The following is a 19,451-nucleotide window of genomic DNA, read 5'->3' on the forward strand; positions in this document are numbered from 1 at the left end:
TCTATTACTTACCAACCAAAAATTAAAAATATCAGTGCCAATACAGCCACTAAAAACGCAGGGAAAATCGTACGGTGAATTTGAGTAAAACGTACACGTGCCATGGTGTTTTCAACTAAACCAGCAATCAAGAACACCATAAACAATTTAATCAACAAAATGATGGAAGCTGAAAATAAGCCACCAAAACTTAAGCTGCTTGCTTTACCCCAAGGAATGAAAATCGCAAGGAATAACTGCGCAACAACAAGTTGTTTTAAACCTAAACCCAATTTCACCATCGCCAATGCAGAACCTGAGTATTCTGTTACTGGACCTTCTTGAAGCTCTTGCTCTGCTTCTGCACTGTCAAACGGTACTTTGCCCATTTCGATAAACAATGCAAACGCACATACAAGACCTGCAAGAATAACGGTTAATGGATGCTGCCAATGGTTATTCGCTAACGCGTGGCTGATATAACCTAAGTCAGTGGTACCAACACTTAACGCAACCACGACAATTGCAAGAATTAGAATTGGCTCAACTAAGATACCCAACGTCAATTCACGGCTACTACCGATACCTGCAAACATACTGTTTGAATCGATACCTGATAATGCGAAGAAGAAACGGAAAATCGCTAACAAGTAAATATCGGTAATAATGTCACCCGAAATTGGAAACGGTGACACTTGAGTAACGGTAGGCAGTGCCATGCCAATTAATAGCATTGTCACTACAAGTACCCATGGCATTATCCAAAAAATAAAACCAGAGTTTGCAGGTGCTACCGATTGGCGACGCAATAATTTGGCAATATCACGGTAATCTTGTAATACACCAGGCCCTTGACGCGAATGAATTTTAGCGCGAATAACGCGAGAAAAACCCGTTGCCAGTGGCGCTAACATCAGCATTAAAATAGCTTGGACAATCGCTAAAACAATCCAACCCGCTGTTGGCATTTCAAGTGGGGACATTAGAGACTAACTCCTGAAATGAGAGGAACAAACAACACCACAATCACCACCGCAATAACGCAGAAGCGACACACTTTACGACTATCGAGTGTTGGATTTTCACCACCTTCACTTAAATGAGGCAATACAAAACGCTCAGTCAATGATGCTTGGCGGTTGTTATAAATAAAACCAAACATATTACGCATCGGACGGGTAATACTTGCAGCAGAAACCGTCATACGTTGTTCGTATTGGTAACCACACGCCCAAGGATCACCTTGATGACGACGAGCAAGACGACGTTGACGGAAAGCATAAAGTAACGCAGCAGGTACTAAAGTTAATAGTGCCAGTGCAATGGCGATGACAGGTGTTGAAAGGATCGCTTGATCAGCAACCGCAGGATATACCGTTAAACCATGAGCAACCGCTAATGGTGCCATATTTAACATTGATGAAGCAATTGATGAGAAGTAAGGTGCTATCCATGGTGCACACACGCCTAATACCACACACAATATTGCCAGTGATGTGGTTGCGGTGATCATTGCAGGACCCACTTCTCGAGTATTGGCTGCGCGTTCTGTTTTAGGTGCGCCAGTAAAACAAATACCGTATACCTTCACAAAACACATACATGCTAATGCGCCCGTAAACGCAAGCATTACCATACCAAATGGACCAAAGACTAGGTTTGCAACTGTGCCAACTTTACCCATGCTAAATAGCGATTGGTAAATAAACCATTCTGAGACAAAACCATTTAATGGCGGCAATGCACAAATTGCTAACGTACCAATCAAAAATGCTGCGGCTGTTTTAGGCATTGTTTTCGCCAAACCACCCATGTCATCCATTTCTTTGGTATGCATACGAAATACAATTGAACCAGAGCCTAAACATAACAGGCCTTTGAACACTGCGTGGTTTAATAAATGATATAGACCACCAAGAAGACCAAGCAATGCTAATACTGGATGATGTGAAGCAATACCAATCATACTCACACCCACACCAATTAAAATGATGCCGATATTTTCAATAGTATGGTATGCCAACAATCGTTTGATATCGTGTTCTGCTAGTGCATACATTACGCCAAGCACAGAAGACACTGCACCAAAGATTAACACCAAGAAGCCCCACCATAATTGGGTTGCGCCAAGGAATAAAATCGCAAACTTCAAAATACCGTAAATACCAATCTTAACCATCACACAAGAAATCAAGGTTGAGCAGTATGACGGTGCAATCGGATACGCTTTAGGTAACCAGCCATGTAAGCCAATACCAGCCGCTTTAATACCAAAACCAACTAAGGCTAATAAGAACACTAGAGATGCCGTTGCTCCAGTAACAGGGTTATGCATGATGGCACTAAACTGATAACTATCGGCATGAGAAGCAACGATCATAAATGCCACTACAACTAAAAAACTGGCTGCATGATCAGCAATAAAATATTGCAAGCCTGCTTTTTTACTTGTCGCACTACCATCACTAGTAATAATTAACCAAGAAGCCAGTGAAATGATCTCCATAAATACAATAAAGACCATTACATTGGCTGACACCACAAGCGCTGTCATCGCTGCGGCAAAAATATTGAACAGGACATTAACCTTCCAACCACCTTTGCCGTAGTATTCTTCTAAATAGTTAATTGAATAAACTGAAGCTGCCATGGTTACGACTGAAATGACCACCACCATTAGTGCTGATAGCATATCCATACTAAACCAATGACTGATCGCCGCCGTCGCATCCGCTGTATCGAAACCCGAAACAATCGTGCTTACCCCTGCAATGATGCCAAACAATCCACCAAATGCACTGATTACTCCAGCAATACGTAAACTTTCTTGCTCATGTTTACGCCCCTGATACGATAAAATCGCAGCCACGGCATAACTAATTAAAGCAAAACAAACTAAAACTAATGGGCTCATCGTGTTACTGCTCCACCTTTGGCTGACGCTGAACTATCTGCCGCGCACACACGTTTAATATCACGTGTTTTCGCGATACTTGCTTCATCAATCAGGATTATCGCTTGCGTTGGACACACTTCAGCACACGCGGGTCCTTGTTCTCGAAAACCACACAAATCACATTTAACCGCAATGCTTTTTACTCCTGGTTCCCAAGCAAGAATATCTTGACCAAATGTACTTGGAATAGAAGTTGAAGGATTACTTGAACGGATAGTGGAAGGGATATAAGTATCGTAGCTATTTGCCATCGCAATAGGTCGACTACCATCAAATGCGATTGCACCAAAAGGACAAGCAACAGCACATAAAGTACAACCAACACACAAGGTTTCATTAAGCATGACACGATCTTGTTGCTTGGTGATCGCTTGTACTGGACATACTGTGGCACAAGGTGCATCTTCACAATGACGACACATCACAGGCGCTGTGGCATCATCAAGTTTAACCACGGTTAGGCGGGGATGGCTTTGCAGTCCTTGTTGTTTATGTACTGTCGAACAAGCTGCCATGCAGGTGCCACAACCAATACACTTCTCAGGATCTGCAATTACAAAGCTTTTCATTGTCTACCTAGTCAATCGCAAAAAAACCTATTAAAGCAAGAAATATGCCACACAAGTATAATTTAAATAATAACTATAATATCAAAAGCTTAAAAATACATAATGGTAAAAAAATACTTTCTTAGATAACAATATATTGATTGTGGTGCCGTCAGCGGTAACTTCGACACAGCCATGTCGACACACTTCGACAGTCGAGTGTCGAACCATCATCTTAAAGAGCGGCGTCTATATCAGAAAAAGTACCATACGAAAAAGCCCTCTACCTATATTTCACATAAGTAAAAGGCCTTTATTGATACTCTAGATAGGATGCTGCATGGTATTAACAACGTTGCTTGCTAGCCTATATTTACCGCTATCTGTTAATGCCATGCTTTTAAAATAATGCGATCATCATCATCACGTTTAACCCAACCATCTTTTTCCATTCGGTTCGCTAGCGGAATAGAATATTTACGACTGAGATCGGTACGATCTTTAATATCCGTCATGGTAATACGATCATGGGGTTGATGATCTGCAATTACCGCTTTCACAAGATCTAAATATACCCCCATATCAAAATAGATATTTTCATCAAGCGCGGTAATGTATTTTTGGTGGCTTAATTGACGTAACCACTTTTTACCACCGACAATTTTGACTTTATTTAACTCAAGCCCAGCTTTGCCAAACTGACGAATTTGATGCAGAATATTAAGCGCATCTTGAGGTAAATCGTCTTCATTATCACCTTGTCCAACACACCATTTACCGTAACTTAAATGCACTTTCTGTTGTTGCTTTAAACGCTGCATAATCAGTTCAATCACGGCGTCATTGATCCGTAACCGACTGCATAATTCCGTCGAAGCCATAGAGATACCGCCACCCAGTAATGTTTCAACTTGTTGCGATATATCTGTTAGCCATTGGTTGTCAAAACAAAATGGTGCAATAAATGTTTGTTGTTCCGTTGGTTTAAAATCAACGTCATGACATTCAAAATAACCTTGTAGCACTAACAACATCTGTCGTTGTGACTCTGGCTGTAATTGATGCGGTAAATTATTTAGCACGTCATATAGACGGCGTTTTTGATAACCAAAAATATAATCAGTCCACACCACTTCTGCGCCATGCTGTAAACCACTGCCACCTTTTTGGATCATCGCCAATCGTTGACCAAATAATAATGGCATTGGTTTTTCAAACACTAATCGAGCTAGCTCAGTATTGGGGATATAGCTCAGACGTGCTGTTCCGTGCCATGTTCCCATCGCCACTTCCACTTGGCGTTGTTTTTTAACTTTTAACTTTGTCGCTGTTTTAGTTAATCGTACAATACATTGATCACGCAAGGTGATGTGTTGATTGATACCGGTAATCAACTGCCCTCTACCAATATCCTTACGGCCAACCCCTTTAACATTCACCGCGACACGGCATGTTGCTGAAACTGAGGTTAATTGCTGGTGATAAGCCTGAATTGATCGCACTGTCCCAACAAGGTTTGATGGATGACACCGTACTTTATCGCCAATCGCTAATTGTCCTTGCGCGAGTGTACCCGTTAGCACCGTACCAATTCCGTTAACAACAAACACCCGATCAATATACATCAGAGGATCTGTCGCAGGCTCAAGCACTGCAATATCATCACTGTTTGCTGGCGCGATAACTTTATGACGTGCAATGTTGACCTGTACGGTATCAATTAAAAGTTGGCGCAGCGCTTCAATGTTATCTTTCTTTAATGCAGAAACAGTCACAATTTCAGGTAACAACCCGCTACGTTCCATGACTTGTTCTAACACTTGGTCTTCTATTTCAGCTAATTGCTCTGCATTGACTTTATCGCGTTTATTAATACAAACAACAATATCTTCAATCCCCATCGCATGTGCAACATCAAGGTGTGAAGTGGTCATTGGCATCCAACCTTCATCGGCCGCTACCACTAATAACAACACATTTAAATGCCATACGCCCGCGACCATATTACGCAAATAACGTTCATGTCCTGGTACATCAACCACACCAATAGTATTGCCATGATCATCTTGAAAATGCGCAAAGCCTAAATCTTGGGTCATGCCTAATTGCTGCTCATGAGGACGGGCGGTGATCATGCCTGTTAACGCTTCAATCAACGCAGTTTTACCATGGTCAACATGCCCAGCAAGACCAACTACGGCTTGATATTGTGTCGATATTACCGCCATTATTTAGCCTCAGTATTTGTATAAGATTGAATATAACCGTCAAGTTGAGCAATAAAGTCGATATGATCGCTATCTAATAAAGTCGCGACATTTAATAGCAACTGATTACTATTAACATAGCCAATTATCGGGATCGGTAATTCACGTAGCGCATCTAAATGCAGTTGTGCTTTACCGGGTAAGGTAAGTTTAAGACCATAACAAGGATAGGTTTCACTAGGAATGGCACCGCCACCGACTTGCATCACCAGAGGAACAGCCTGAGCATAAGATTTCCATCGTAGCGCCCATTGTTGAGCTAACGTTTGACTCACTTTAGCGCGATCTAACGCCTGTTGCGCGACACCAAAAGCCGCAGGATCACGGTTAAGTTTCTGGACTAATAATTGCTCAAGCATGGATAAAACAATTCGTCCCGGACGGAAGGTACGCATCATCGGGTTTTTAGCTAATTGTTGGCAAAGTTTTGGGCACCCTGCAATAATGCCCGCCTGCGGTCCACCAATGATTTTATCACCAGAGAAACAGACTAAATCAACGCCCATTTGCAAATAGCGTGGTAATGACACTTCACTTTGGGCATATTGTTCAGACGATAATCCAGAGCCTTGATCGATCACTAATGAAACATGCTCAGGTAGGCGTTCAGCCACATCCTGAATATCTGGCGATTCAGTAAACCCCTGCATTGAAAAATTAGACTGATGTACCATTAAGACCATCGCAGTATTTTCAGTGATCGCATTAATATAGTCATCACTGGTGGTAATATTGGTGGTGCCAACTTCAACTAACTTACAACCAGAAAGGGCTAGAATATCAGGGATACGAAAACCACCGCCAATTTGAACTTGCTCACCGCGAGAAACAATCACTTCTTTACCCGCAGCCAACGCATGCAGCACTAAGTAAACTGACGCAGCATTATTGTTTACAATTACACAATCTTCAGCGCCAATCCAACTCTGGATCAAGGTCGGTAATAAACCATTACGATCACCACGTTTACCATCAGCTAATTTCAACTCAAGGTTGTTATACCCCGTATTAACTGCTTTAACGCTGTCCCAAATTTGTTCGTTAATTGGAGAACGTCCAAGATTGGTGTGCACTGCTATACCGGTAGCATTCATTACTCGTTGTTGGCGACGACGATATAACTGACGGCAACTATCAAGCACTAAGGCCATAATATCGAGATCATTAACACCTTGAGTTTTAAAATCAGGGTGCTGACGGATAGATGCAAACAGTTGACGCAGTGTATTAGTTACAACTGGGCGACTTAATAAGCGCACATAATCAGTTAAATCTGAATGCTGAAGAAGTTGTTCAATTTGAGGTAAACGGTAGTTGATTGTTGGAGCGAGTGATGCAGAAGGTAGAGCTGGCGATGTTATTGTCGTCACGATAAGTTCCTTGGCTGAATTGCAGACAACAGCACTCATACCCTAGCCCAAATAGGCAAAGTAACGAGTGTCAGAGGAACCATTTAAACGCGCGAAAAATGGCGGAAGAGGCAGGAATTGAACCTACCAAAGCTTATACAGCTCACATCGGTTTTGAAGACCGAGAAGGCCACCAGACCTCATCTCATTCCGAAATTCTTTTGCATCATAATGTAACTATCATCGTTATTATTTGATTTATATCAATTCGTAGCACAAATACCACTATACCAATAAAGTATTTATTTGAACGTGTAATATTTCATCATACAAAAGTTAAATTCCGTTATCATTATGAACAAAAAAAGCCCTACGCTACCGTAAGGCTTAAACAAAAAAGATAATATGTTTATTAAGTTATCTTACAACCCCATTATCTTGTAGGTTTTCAATTAGAATATGTGTTAATTCTGAAATAATATCGTTCATGTTATTAGGGTCAACAGACTCTGATGATGTTGACCAAATAGGCTTATGGCTTTTTGTATCAAACAAGGTAAATTCAACATTCACAAATTCATAAGAAACCGTATAACTGTCATCATAAATATAGCTATACGAACTATTATAGTAATTATGGAATGATAAACCGCTGCTATATCCACCATAGCCATTACCTGGATAACGAATATTTTTATCTTCGATGTTAACTAACTTCGCAACAAAAACTGTTTGGGTGCCATTTTTCTGAATATAACTCGATAAGTCCGCTTTTGATGGTAATTTATTAGGGTATATTTGAGAACTCGATACAGCATTAACTCCCTTACTTTGTAATTCTTTAACCATATCATCTTCAAATATTCGTCTAACACGTAAATTATCTGACATCGCAACCACTAATGAACTTTTTATCGGAACATTTGAATAATTTCTATCTACCCACGATGAGGTTAAATTACTAGAAGCACATGATGTTAATAACATTGTTAATATAAAAATAAAGATTGAACGCATAATACATCCCTTTAAGTTATGTTCTAAAATTAACAATAGTACAGGGATAGGAGAAAGCAATAATGAAAAAAATGATAGTATCAAGTTTAATAATACTTTGTGGTTGTAGTGCTGAAAACAATGATTCAAGTTTAACAAACGGGCCTGAATTAAACAAACCAACCTCTATTTCAAAAAATAAAGCACTACAAACACTCTCACCATTATCTCAATCAATATTAAAGATTGAAAACACAGAAACATCTAAACCTGAGAAGGAGAATGAAATAAAAAAAATAGAATTTATGGCAGAAGATGATCCTGATGCAATGATTTATTTAGCCGCATTGTTCGAAGAAGGTGAATTAGTCACAAAATCAGAACAAAAAGCACGATCACTATATAAAAAAGCAACAGAGCAAAATCACCTCCTTGCTCGTTATTATTATTCACTAATGCTGATCGATGGCAGAGGTGGCAAAACTGACTATGTTAATGCTGAATCAAACTTACTAATTAATATTAAAAATCAACATGCTCCATCATCTTACTCATTAGGTTATTTATATTTCATACAAGAAAGACATCAAGATGTAATTGATATTTTAAGTAAAAACGATAATGCCAATAATGAATATTCAAATTATTTATTAGCCATTTCATATTTAGAATTAAATAAAAACACACAACAAGCGATTAATTTATTACATAACTCAGCTAAAAAAGATCATCCTTATTCTCATTTAGTATTAGGTGACATCTATCGCCGAGGACTCTATGACATCGAAATCGATACAGCAAAGAGTTTTAAACATCTTAATATTGCAGCAAAGCAAAATAATCCTAAAGCCTTATTTGATTTGGCTACATTAAGTTTGGAAAATTTATCGCTTATTGAAAATGATATTAATATTGCAATAGAGCAATTAAAATCGGCAGATAAGAATGGATACCCTTCTGCCAGTTTTGAATTAGCAAAGTTATATGATCAAGGAGATCTTCTCGAACAAAATTTTGATAAAGCTATTTATTGGTATAAACGTTCAGCTGCTCAAGGAAATAATAGAGCAATGTATAATTTAGCCAGTATTTATATAAATGGCGATGGTGTCGATATCTCTATTGAAGAAGCAAAATATTGGCTTATAGAATCAGCTAAAAATGGTAATAATCGCGCTAAAGAGATTCTTCAAAACGGAGAATAAATAATTTTTATTGTATGATAATAAAAGCCCAATAATTATATTGGGCTTTTATAGTTTTACGAATAAAAAAACTTGCTTGATATAACATCAAGCAAGTATTGCCGTCACAAGTAAACGATAACTAATTATCAATACGAACACTAAATATGAGTTCTTCTGACTCACCAGGAGAAACACTTCCTATTGTTCCTATAATTGCGCCTGTAGAACCATTTGCAATCGTATTGATTGAACCTTTTGAAATACTCGGTAAAGACCCAACTACATTAAATGTTGTATAAGCGGGTGTGGCATCGGTTAAGGTCACGTTACGTGCCTCTTCAATGGCGATATTCTCTGTTGTTAACCGATACATAATGCATTGACCAGGTGCAACAGCAAAATTGGTCGTCACATAAGTACCAGAATCTGATACACCATTACAATCTAAATCAGGTGTTTGTTCTTTCGTTACTTTCATGTTTGTATTTGCAACTGTTGTTGTATCGATAATTTGCAATGTGCCACAACTTACAGTGGTTTCGACAGTCGTAATATTATCCGTTCCCTGTGGTGTATTCGCAGGCACAAAGACCTTGATAAATAAGACCTTCTGAGCACCACCAGCAAGAGAAGCCACTGACGTTATCGCATTATCAGCCCCTGTCAGTATATTATCGCTATCAGTATCTTCATAAATAACTGTAGAAAAACCAGCTTCTGAATTCGCTACAGTTAGCACAATATTTAAGAATTCATCATTGGTGTTATTGTTTAAAATATGTTTATACACAATGCTTCCACCAGCAAACGTTACACCATTTGAATTTGGCGGACCAAAGGCCAGACATTGATTATTATTATCAACAGTCACTGCATCATATTTAATGTCTTCTGCGCCAGTTGTTGGAGAAAAGACTTTAAAATAAACATCTTGAGTGGCAGATTCTGCGTCTACAGGAACGGTCACGTCAGCATAAACAACGACCGCATCATCAGGACCTAATACTGGAATATTGGTAATAACTTCATTCTCAGCATTTTTAAACACAACAGTCCAATCTGCAGGCATGGTGTTAACAGCAAAATTTGAGCCGCTGTATTGCAACTCATAACTTTCAGCTGCATCTGACTTATTAGTTACGTATAAAGTAAACCGAGTGGTTGCACCAGGTATTGCAGTATTTGTTGTAACAGCCGCAGCTTCAGGACCTGCACCATAACCACAATTATCGTCAACGGCATCACAGCTATCCTCAACTGTTAGCCCTGTTTCTGCTCTCACATTATTGGTTAAATCAACGGTACTCGCGACTATTTCTCCCAAACGATCAATAACAGTATTTGTTTTCGAGGTATCGTTTGACGATCTTGCACGCTTAACCGTCTGGTATGGTCCACCTATAGCTGAAGCAGGGAGCGTTGCAACCAATATGACTTTATATCCACACACTCCATTACTGTCAGTCACTAAGTATGATGGACAGGTTTCGCCTGCAGCAGGAATAACGCCGGTATCTGGATTACTGTCATTATCAGTATCTATTAATGGTGTTACACCATCACTTTTATATAAGAAGAAGCTAGTACCACTTGGAAATGTGGAAGATTCAATAGTGACATTAAAAATATCTTCATCATTACCCGTATTCCAGATGTAATTGGTAAAACTAACCCGTGCACCTTGCGAAGCAGACGCTACTTCAACAATCTCATGATTGGTGTCATCAAGTGCATCACAATTATTATCGGTACCAACATCACAGCCACCATTGTTAGCAATAACCGCATAATTAGACGTAATTAGAAATGGCACTCTATTGGTATTGGTTGAATCTAACTCACCTGCATCAACAGTACCGTTATTATCTTCATCAAAACCATAAATACCTTGGTTATACAATGTGGTTGCAGAAAGGCCTGAATCGATATTAACTTCAAATGTTATCGTCGCTGATTCATCGGCAGCTAAACCATCCATTACAAATTGAATTTCATCATTATCAGAACAAAGCCCACTCGGTGCAATACAAGTTGTAAAGAGTAAATCTTGATCGCCTGTTGTTTCACTTCCACCGATTGTTGCACCAGAAGCTGTGATTGTTGTTCCTGATAAACTCCAAGATACCGCGCCATTAAAACGCATCCCTTCGGGCAGAACATCCTTTAAAATCACACCATTAGTCTGTAACGGATCCATATCCGTAAGACCCACATTCGTGTATGTAAATGTTACCGTATGTGGCCCACTTGGTGATGCACCGACATTGGCACTTAATGCTTTTGAAATTTCAATAATCGGTAAATTAGTTGCAGTTACAGTATCAGTATTGGTCTGTGTTCCCACGCCACCATTTGCCACAGAAATACCATCAACACTCACCGCTTGGCTAGTTGCTGTCACCGTTAGCGCATCCGATGAATTAATTGTCGCTGCAGCATCAATATCAGCCACAATAACAAATTCAAAACTTTCACCCGCCGCTAGAGGACCAATTACAGAACCTGACGCTATTGGTGATGAACCAGGATCAGCAACACCATCGTTATTTTCATCAGGATAAATAGTTGCAGCACTAATAACAGAAGCAGGTATCACAATATCAAGTACAAAAGAATCGGTGTTATTACCGGTATTCGTTAATACATGATTGAATGTCACCGTTCGACCCGGTGCGCCCAACTTAGATTGATCATTAATCAATGTCAGTGCCGCAACAGGCTGAACAAGGGTTTCAACTAAATTAGATGTTGTGCTACGTAAAATATTGGCACTATCACGATACGTAGCACCAGCTTGATTTTTAATCACTGTACCAGATTCAGTCAAAGCCATTACAGCGAAACTGGCACTAGCAACAACGGTTATACCTATTTTGGCGATTCCCTTGAAGACATTCATATGAAGCTCCCCCTTCCCTATTGTGCACTAGAATGACTAGCCACTGCGTTGTATTGCATACTAACCGGGTTAAAATCAGCATCTAAAAGAATCAGTTGCGTACGGCGATTTACTCGATTACTTATTTTATTATTTGAAACAATAAACGGTTCCCTTGATCCTGAACCTAATGTCACTATACGGTGTTCAGCAAGCCCTTGACGTTGTAAATAATTTGCAACAACGTCAGCGCGTGCCTTTGCTAATTGATCGTTATATCCTGCTTTTCCTGAATTATCAGCAGAACCAATAACAGCCACATTTAATGTAGGATTAGTTTGCAATAATTGTGCCGCTTGATCTAATGCATGTTGTTGTTGTACATCTAACGATTTTTTATCAAAGTCAAAATTAACGACGGTTGGCCAATAATGACCGTCGATAACTGTTGTTGTATTGCCACAAGCAAGATCACCATAGTCGGCATAAATAGCTTCATTAGAAACACAGCCTGAAATCCCTACACTTAAAAATAATAAAGAAGTTGTTAATAATTTCATGATTACATTCCTCACCACTATTCGCTTAACCAACCAAATAAGTCTTCATCAAGCTTAAACATCATTTCAAAGTAAAAACCTTGTAAGTTATAACCTTGTGGGTCGAGGTCATTATCATCAAAACCTATTACGTTATAACCAATACCTGCACGTAGATTTTTCATAACAAGATAGTTCAAACCGACACCGAAAGAATAACGGCGACTATCAAACCAATCAGTACCTAACATGCCGCCATGTACATCAAGATCCCAACGACGGTTAATATAATAAATTACACGACCATCAATAATTGTTGCCACAGAATCATAGTCTTGTTCATATTCAGTGAAATCCTCCCACTTCAGCCCAACACGTCCCGATATTGTCCAATCTGGCGATAGTTGATAATTCTGGTGGGTAGATAAAATATGTGCGGTACGCGTGCTGTCATTACGCTCTGTTTTCCACTCATAAGCACCTAACATATGGTAACGATTAGTTAATCTAGGACGATAAGCAAAACCTAAACTGAAATGATTACTCCATGTATTTTGTGCATTTTCTTTATCAATATAACGGTACTCTTCACGTACAAGCCCACTCCAATCTTGACTTAAACGCGTGACCCAAGCACCCAAAATTCCATAATAATCTTCAGTATCACCGTGACGATATTCTATACGGCCCGTAGTTTTATAATTAGGATTACGTACATCAGCTAAACCTAATGACACCGCAACACCAGAGGTTCCTTCGCCTTCAATAACTTCAACATATTCAATCGCAGGATCAACACTGATACCGGGAATTACTTCAAACCGACCACGATAACCATTAGCTAGCTCAAGGCTACGACCATCTGATGCACCACGTTGTCTAAACTCATTAAACGTACTACCACCATGAAGCCAATCAACATCGATACCTGCCGTAAATAAGCTTGTTGAACCACTGCCTAAATTACTAATGCCGTCTAAAGAATCAATATACTCATATTGGGTATATATGCTGGCTTGCTTATGTACTTTCCAATCCGCTTTTACATTAAAACGACGCTTGCTATCATGACCAAAACTCTGCTCATATTCAGTGTCTAACCGACCTGGACGTCCCCACAAACTAAATGTACGACCCAGCCCCACAATTGCGGTGGTATATTCTTCTGAATCTGTTTCGGTTTCATTTTTAATATAACGAGAGCCTAAACGTGTTACCCATTGAGAGCCCAAAATCTTGCTATCTACCGTTGCCCCAATAGACTGTTGCTTTTCTTTATGAGCTAAAGATTCAGAGTGACTGGCTTCAATGTTTAGGTTCATTAAGCCTGTTAACTTCTGACGATGGCGAAGACGAAGTTCTTGACGAGCTGGCGTTACACCACCAGTAGTATTAGTAAACCCTTCTTCTGCATAAACATATTCAAGCTCAGTCGCTGCTTGAGCGTGCCAATCACGATTAAGTCTAAGTTTATATGCCATACCATTTTTAAGTTTTTCCTGAGTATCAGTAGTTAACGTACTGGCACTTTCATCACCCTTATGGGACATACTCGCAACAGAAGCGGTTATTTGCGTTTTATTATCAAAATCATAGTTAACCCAAAGGCTACCAATGTCATAACCTTCAACATCATTGTCATTATATTCGTAGCTCAGACCGGCAAGTAAATAAGGGGTGAATAAATAAGAAAGTCTTGCGCCTGCAACGGTATAGGCATCACCATCACCATCCACATCATAGGCGACTCTCACTTTGATAGGATTGAGATTAGGATCGTAACTAGGAATAACACGATTAAATCGCATATCACCAGTGAAATAGTCAATGGTATAGTCAATATAACGGGTTAATAGCTGCTGATTTAGAACAAGACCAGTATTATCTCTGTCATACGTAACCAAAGTTACCGTATCAGAATGACGCACAATGCGTGTGTCTCCGATACTATAAAACATTGCAGTACCGTTACCATTAAACTCAATCACTTTATGTAAATCTTCAGGACGCGCACCATATAATTGTGCGGTAATTTTCCCATCGTTATACATACTATTGAAGCCATTAAGAATCTGACTTGTACGTCCAATATCAGACTCATCAGTTCCATCAGCGGTACTATAATCGCCCCACATTGCGAAATGGCGTTCTTTTTCAAGTTTCACATAGAGCTTACTGGTACTACGAGCATCATAACCTTTAATACTTGCATCACCTGGAATTGGGTAATAGCTGTCTGGTGATATTTCGCGATAAAATTCTTCATCAGACTTGTCACTGTCATAACTTAACGTTAAATGCATACCACCTTTAATATTACCTTTAATAAAGGCGGCGGCTCTTTCGTCATGACTATAGGTTTTATTTTCATAACCGTCTAATTGAGCAGGCGGTCTTTCTCCACTAAAACGGCCATAACGTCCGGTATAATTTACAATACCTGAAACAAATAACGGACGTTTAGCGGCAATTTGATAAAGTTTGATTTTGTCAGAGAAGTCTTCAACTGACGCTTGGATATTAATTTGGCCCGTATTTTCAGTACTGCGTAAATAAACGGTTTTTTCACCATTAATAACACGAACTTGATGACCCGTTTCATTCTCTTGAATATCAGGGTCTAACCAAGTATCACCTTGATCTGTATCTAGCGTTACAAAGTAAGTACCACGTGCCAAATTATTATTTTCATCGTACAACTTAATAATAACAGGAATAACAGAACGACCACCGTCAGCACGTAACACATCACCATCAGCGACAACACTTATACGTTTTGCAGACTTTGGATGAGAGAACGTTTTTCCTAAAACAAGACGCTCATTACCAAATGGATCCACCGTTTTAATTTCAACAACGTTATCACCATCGTCTAATGGAATACCATACCAACCAACAATTTGAGCATTCTCACGTTTATTAATAATACGTTCGCCTAATTGATCAACATTGATTGCATTACCATTAACATACAATGTTGGTTCAACATCACCTCGAATAACGGCAATGAAACGGCCATCATAGCTATAATCATTGGTTGGCCAATACCATGCCCCTGATTCTGCTTCTGCTCGAGTAATATTTTTTGCTTCATCTTCAGGTAATGGGATTGCTTCTTGTAGAATATTATCAATTCTAAACTTGGCTTCTTTAGGAATATTATTGTATGCCGTTGGTACAATTTCAGTTTTAATTTTATAAAGCGATAATGCTGTTCTCAAATCATTCAGCTTTTCTTGTGAATCACTAAAGCCAAAACGAATAGATGATAATTTATCAGAGCTTGGATAAATATAAGCTTCATCTTGTACGGCTTTTGGATATAACAAAATCATCTTAGCTAGGTCACCTTCATCACCTTTACGTGACTCTAACGCATAACCTTTAAATACAGTTAAAGAGGAAGTAGATGCTGTAGTTTGAGATACATTATCAGCAGCAGTTGACGGTCCACTAATTACACCTGACTGTAACTCATCCGCTTTTAATGCTTTTGGTTTAGCGTCATATTGTAATCCTTTAAAATTCTCTGATGTTTTAAATAACCAATCACCATTTATATTAGTGTTTCTTTCTTTTAATTCTTGATAAACCGCTTCTTGATTTTCTACCGGACATGGCGCGACAAAATCAGCGCGATGCATTTCACCACGTCGCATATCAACAAATCGAGAATCACCTTTTCCTGCATTACGCGTGTCTGTTGGCTCTAATTCAATGCCTAAAGGTAGGGTTTGTTTGTCAACTTTCATGACATGATTACCCGCCTTAACACCGAACATTGAATACTGGCCGTTTTCATCAGTGATAACATAATCACCCGTTTCTAAATATATTTTCACTCCACCAATAGGCCACATTTGATTTTTCATGATGTCGTTACACTGTGCATCAACAAAAACTTTACCGAAAATAATGCCTCTATCTGACATCACGCCAGTTTGCGTTACCTTAACTTGGTATTTATCAATATTAGAAGTAATACGGGAATCAGTCGTACCACCAAAGGTCGCTGCATTGACATAAACAGAGTTGATACCATCTGAATCTATAGCACCAGCTGTTAGTTGCAGAACATAGGTTAATTTATAGCTACCATTTTCAGGCGGCTGTGTACTACCACTTAATGTTCCAATATCAAAACGGTAAGTGTAAGTATCAATTCGAACCGGATCTTTATAAGGTTGATCATTTAATCGAGTACTGCCTTCCATATATTTAAAGCCATATGGCATTGAATCAAAAACTTGTGCATCAAATAATTGACTGTCTGGCAGGTTATTTTTAATGGTTACTGAATATTTAACGAAACTACCAATTTCTGCGTTATCTTTATCAGCATCTTTTTGAATCGTTAATCTACGATCTAAGCTTTTGGGATCCAAAGGTATATCAAACGTTTCAACTCTATCCCTAACCGTAATTGGGAATAGACCTGAATTTTCAATATCATCATTACCATATGGGCCATATGACATCGGGGTAACGTTGTGAATATTAAAATTTGCTAATGTTGTATAAGCAGATGGCCACACATGCGTTTGTGGTGGCTCAACCGAAATATAATATTGATTACCATCAATAGGGGCTAATTTAGGAAATAATACTCGACCATCAACATCAGACATCACTTCAGCAACAGGAGTGAGACCATCAACATTTGGAACTCGTACTTTTGCTGTTGGTGCTACATTATTTTCTGTTTGATAAAACTTCACTATCGCATTTTCTACACCGTTAAAATTAGTCGCATCAAATACTACAAATTGAGGACTTATGTACGCTAAATCAGTCAAAATGATTCGGTTATTATTATTAGGATCAAAGACTTCAATCACTAATTCATCATTTGGATTTGACTGAATTTCACAGTCTACGGCAGTTGAACCATTAAGGCCAAAACCTGTAAAGTTAATTGTTCCATCAATATTCGATAACAATTCTGTACGAGTAATTTCACCTGTACGCCATGGAATAGCAATATCTTCTAAACAGTGGTTACCCCCAGGGCGAATATAATTATCTTTTGGTGATACCGCATGCACAGGAATAACACTTCTGAAAATACCAGTGTTAGGCCCTGTTTCAGCAAAAATCCAATAAAAAGAATCACCTTCCGTTGAACGTAATGTCACGGGGTAATTAGAAGAACTTGGGCCAATAATATCAATCGTTGACGCATGTTCATTACCTTGAGGAAGGATAATTTGAGCATGAATACCATCAAATTTTGAATCAAATCCAGCTGAACTTGAATGATAATAAAAGTTTGTAGGAATAAAATGTTCGTGATTACTGTATAAAATTGTAAAAGCACTATTTGGGTCTAATACAGTATCGTCAATAAGTTCGAAATCAATTAAATTATCTTCTTCTTTACCTACTAACGTATTACATACTTCACCACTTCTAGTGATATTTTCAGCTGTTGACGATAAGTTAACTTCTGCTTCACTGTATATTTTAAATGGTACGGTTCCACGTACATCATTAACTTGTGCATAATAAGTAAAATGTCCTGATGTATTTGGCTTCATATAATCAGGTTTAACTAAAAAACCCACCTTTTCTACATTACCTGATCCATCCCAAGAGCTATATTCATACCAATCTAAATTATGGTCATCTTGTTCAAAAATAAAATTATTATTAATTCCGACTAATACCACACCGCCATCAAAATTGTATTCAGGAGAAATTAAGGTTATTGGTGAATGATCTTTAGCAGGCTGGCCATTAATCACTTTATCTTGTAATAAAGAAATATTAGCAGGAAGCTTTACTGAAATTAACACACCAGTATGGCTAACTTTCACTTGTGAGCCTGCTGCTTCTGATTGAACAAAAATATTATACGGCAGTGCTGCCGATTCAGGCTTGGTGCGACCAACACTGGTATAATTAACTCTAAAGTCAATTTCAGAAAGTGATGTCACTTGTTGCTGACAAATAGGTGAATTTTCAATCGTTAGATTAACGATTGGTCCATTAATAACGGTAAGTTTAGTCGAACTGGTTTTTTCAACTGAAGGTTCATTGATTGATATAACAACAGTATCAATATTATAGAAGTCGTTGTTTTTGTCTGTTGTTGGAAGCTCGACAGTATAAACAATATTAATAGATTCACCCGGCTTTAACTGGCCAGAAATATATTCTCCATCACTATTTTTATTAAGCTCTGGCTCGCCAGGATCATGAATACCATTGCCATTAGTGTCAAAATATATTTTTATATTATCTGCATTTGGTGATGTAAGATCCCCATTATCATCAGTTAGATTATTAACATTAATAATATAGCTATCTTTAATATTACCAGTATTAGTTACTGTGTGAGGAATACTAACAATAGAACCAGGTGGAACATTTTTTTCTGTCTTATTATCGCCAGATGTATTAGGCGATAATGAAACATCATATACTTTTTCAACTTTAATATGAGATATATTCGAAAGCACTCGAATATTCTCACCCGTCGTTGAGTCAAAATAAGTCATGATGGCCTGATTCATTATTTTTGTACCAGCATTAGTTAACCCAAAAACTGTTGAACTCACACTTAATAATATAAAAACAATGAGGTACTTCATTTTAGTTATTACATCTAAGAGGGCCATAAGCACTCTCCAAAGGCTAGTAATTCAAAGATATGGATATAGGCTTATTGAACTTACTTGATTTAATTATTTTCAAATATATTTAAAATAAGCTCAATAAGCCCCCCTACAAGGTAGGGAGGACTAGGTTAT

The 19,451-nt window shown here is 38.5% G+C and carries 10 protein-coding genes and 1 tRNA gene; 1 reads left to right on the forward strand and 10 read right to left on the reverse strand.

What is annotated here, in order from left to right:
* Positions 1 to 8 precede the first annotated feature (8 nt).
* The 7 genes from CZ809_RS05180 to CZ809_RS05205 all read right to left on the reverse strand — a co-directional run bounded on the left by CZ809_RS05180 (position 9) and on the right by CZ809_RS05205 (position 8,116).
* A complete protein-coding gene (locus tag CZ809_RS05180; protein WP_080156312.1) occupies positions 9 to 962 on the reverse strand; it encodes a respiratory chain complex I subunit 1 family protein in 954 nt (317 codons plus the stop codon).
* Positions 962 to 2,893 carry a proton-conducting transporter transmembrane domain-containing protein gene (locus CZ809_RS05185; protein WP_080156313.1) on the reverse strand — a complete coding sequence of 644 codons (1,932 nt, stop codon included), beginning with the start codon at positions 2,891 to 2,893 and terminating at the stop codon, positions 962 to 964. Before CZ809_RS05185 ends, CZ809_RS05180 begins: the two co-directional genes overlap by 1 nt.
* On the reverse strand, positions 2,890 to 3,504 hold the full coding sequence (locus CZ809_RS05190) for a 4Fe-4S dicluster domain-containing protein (protein WP_080156314.1): 615 nt from the start codon (positions 3,502 to 3,504) through the stop codon (positions 2,890 to 2,892). Before CZ809_RS05190 ends, CZ809_RS05185 begins: the two co-directional genes overlap by 4 nt.
* Positions 3,505 to 3,869: 365 nt before the next feature.
* On the reverse strand, positions 3,870 to 5,711 hold the full coding sequence (gene selB, locus CZ809_RS05195; RefSeq protein WP_080156315.1) for a selenocysteine-specific translation elongation factor: 1,842 nt from the start codon (positions 5,709 to 5,711) through the stop codon (positions 3,870 to 3,872).
* The gene (selA, locus tag CZ809_RS05200) at positions 5,711 to 7,120 is read right to left on the reverse strand and encodes an L-seryl-tRNA(Sec) selenium transferase (protein ID WP_235865802.1); all 1,410 of its coding nucleotides are present in this window, start codon (positions 7,118 to 7,120) and stop codon (positions 5,711 to 5,713) included. Before selA ends, selB begins: the two co-directional genes overlap by 1 nt.
* Before the next feature lie 99 nt (positions 7,121 to 7,219).
* Positions 7,220 to 7,311: transfer RNA gene (locus CZ809_RS21130), tRNA-Sec, on the reverse strand.
* A gap of 205 nt (positions 7,312 to 7,516) precedes the next feature.
* Entirely contained in the window at positions 7,517 to 8,116 is a 600-nt protein-coding gene (locus CZ809_RS05205; RefSeq protein ID WP_080156317.1) for a hypothetical protein, read from the reverse strand.
* Positions 8,117 to 8,178: 62 nt separating this feature from the next.
* On the opposite strand from CZ809_RS05205, the gene CZ809_RS05210 reads away from it, so the two are divergent.
* A complete protein-coding gene (locus tag CZ809_RS05210; protein WP_080156318.1) occupies positions 8,179 to 9,300 on the forward strand; it encodes an SEL1-like repeat protein in 1,122 nt (373 codons plus the stop codon).
* Positions 9,301 to 9,421: 121 nt separating this feature from the next.
* Here CZ809_RS05210 and CZ809_RS05215 read toward each other — a convergent pair whose 3' ends face one another.
* The 3 genes from CZ809_RS05215 to CZ809_RS05225 are packed head-to-tail and all read right to left on the reverse strand — an operon-like array spanning position 9,422 to position 19,319.
* Positions 9,422 to 12,181 carry a hypothetical protein gene (locus CZ809_RS05215; protein WP_080156319.1) on the reverse strand — a complete coding sequence of 920 codons (2,760 nt, stop codon included), beginning with the start codon at positions 12,179 to 12,181 and terminating at the stop codon, positions 9,422 to 9,424.
* Positions 12,182 to 12,198: 17 nt separating this feature from the next.
* A complete protein-coding gene (locus CZ809_RS05220) occupies positions 12,199 to 12,720 on the reverse strand; it encodes an OmpA family protein (protein WP_080156320.1) in 522 nt (173 codons plus the stop codon).
* A 17-nt stretch (positions 12,721 to 12,737) separates the two neighbouring features.
* Positions 12,738 to 19,319: a hypothetical protein gene (locus tag CZ809_RS05225; protein WP_080156321.1), complete on the reverse strand. Its 6,582-nt coding sequence runs from the start codon at positions 19,317 to 19,319 to the stop codon at positions 12,738 to 12,740.
* Positions 19,320 to 19,451: the final 132 nt, after the last annotated feature.

It is taken from the genome of Photobacterium piscicola (assembly GCF_900166965.1).
Lineage (GTDB): Bacteria > Pseudomonadota > Gammaproteobacteria > Enterobacterales > Vibrionaceae > Photobacterium > Photobacterium piscicola.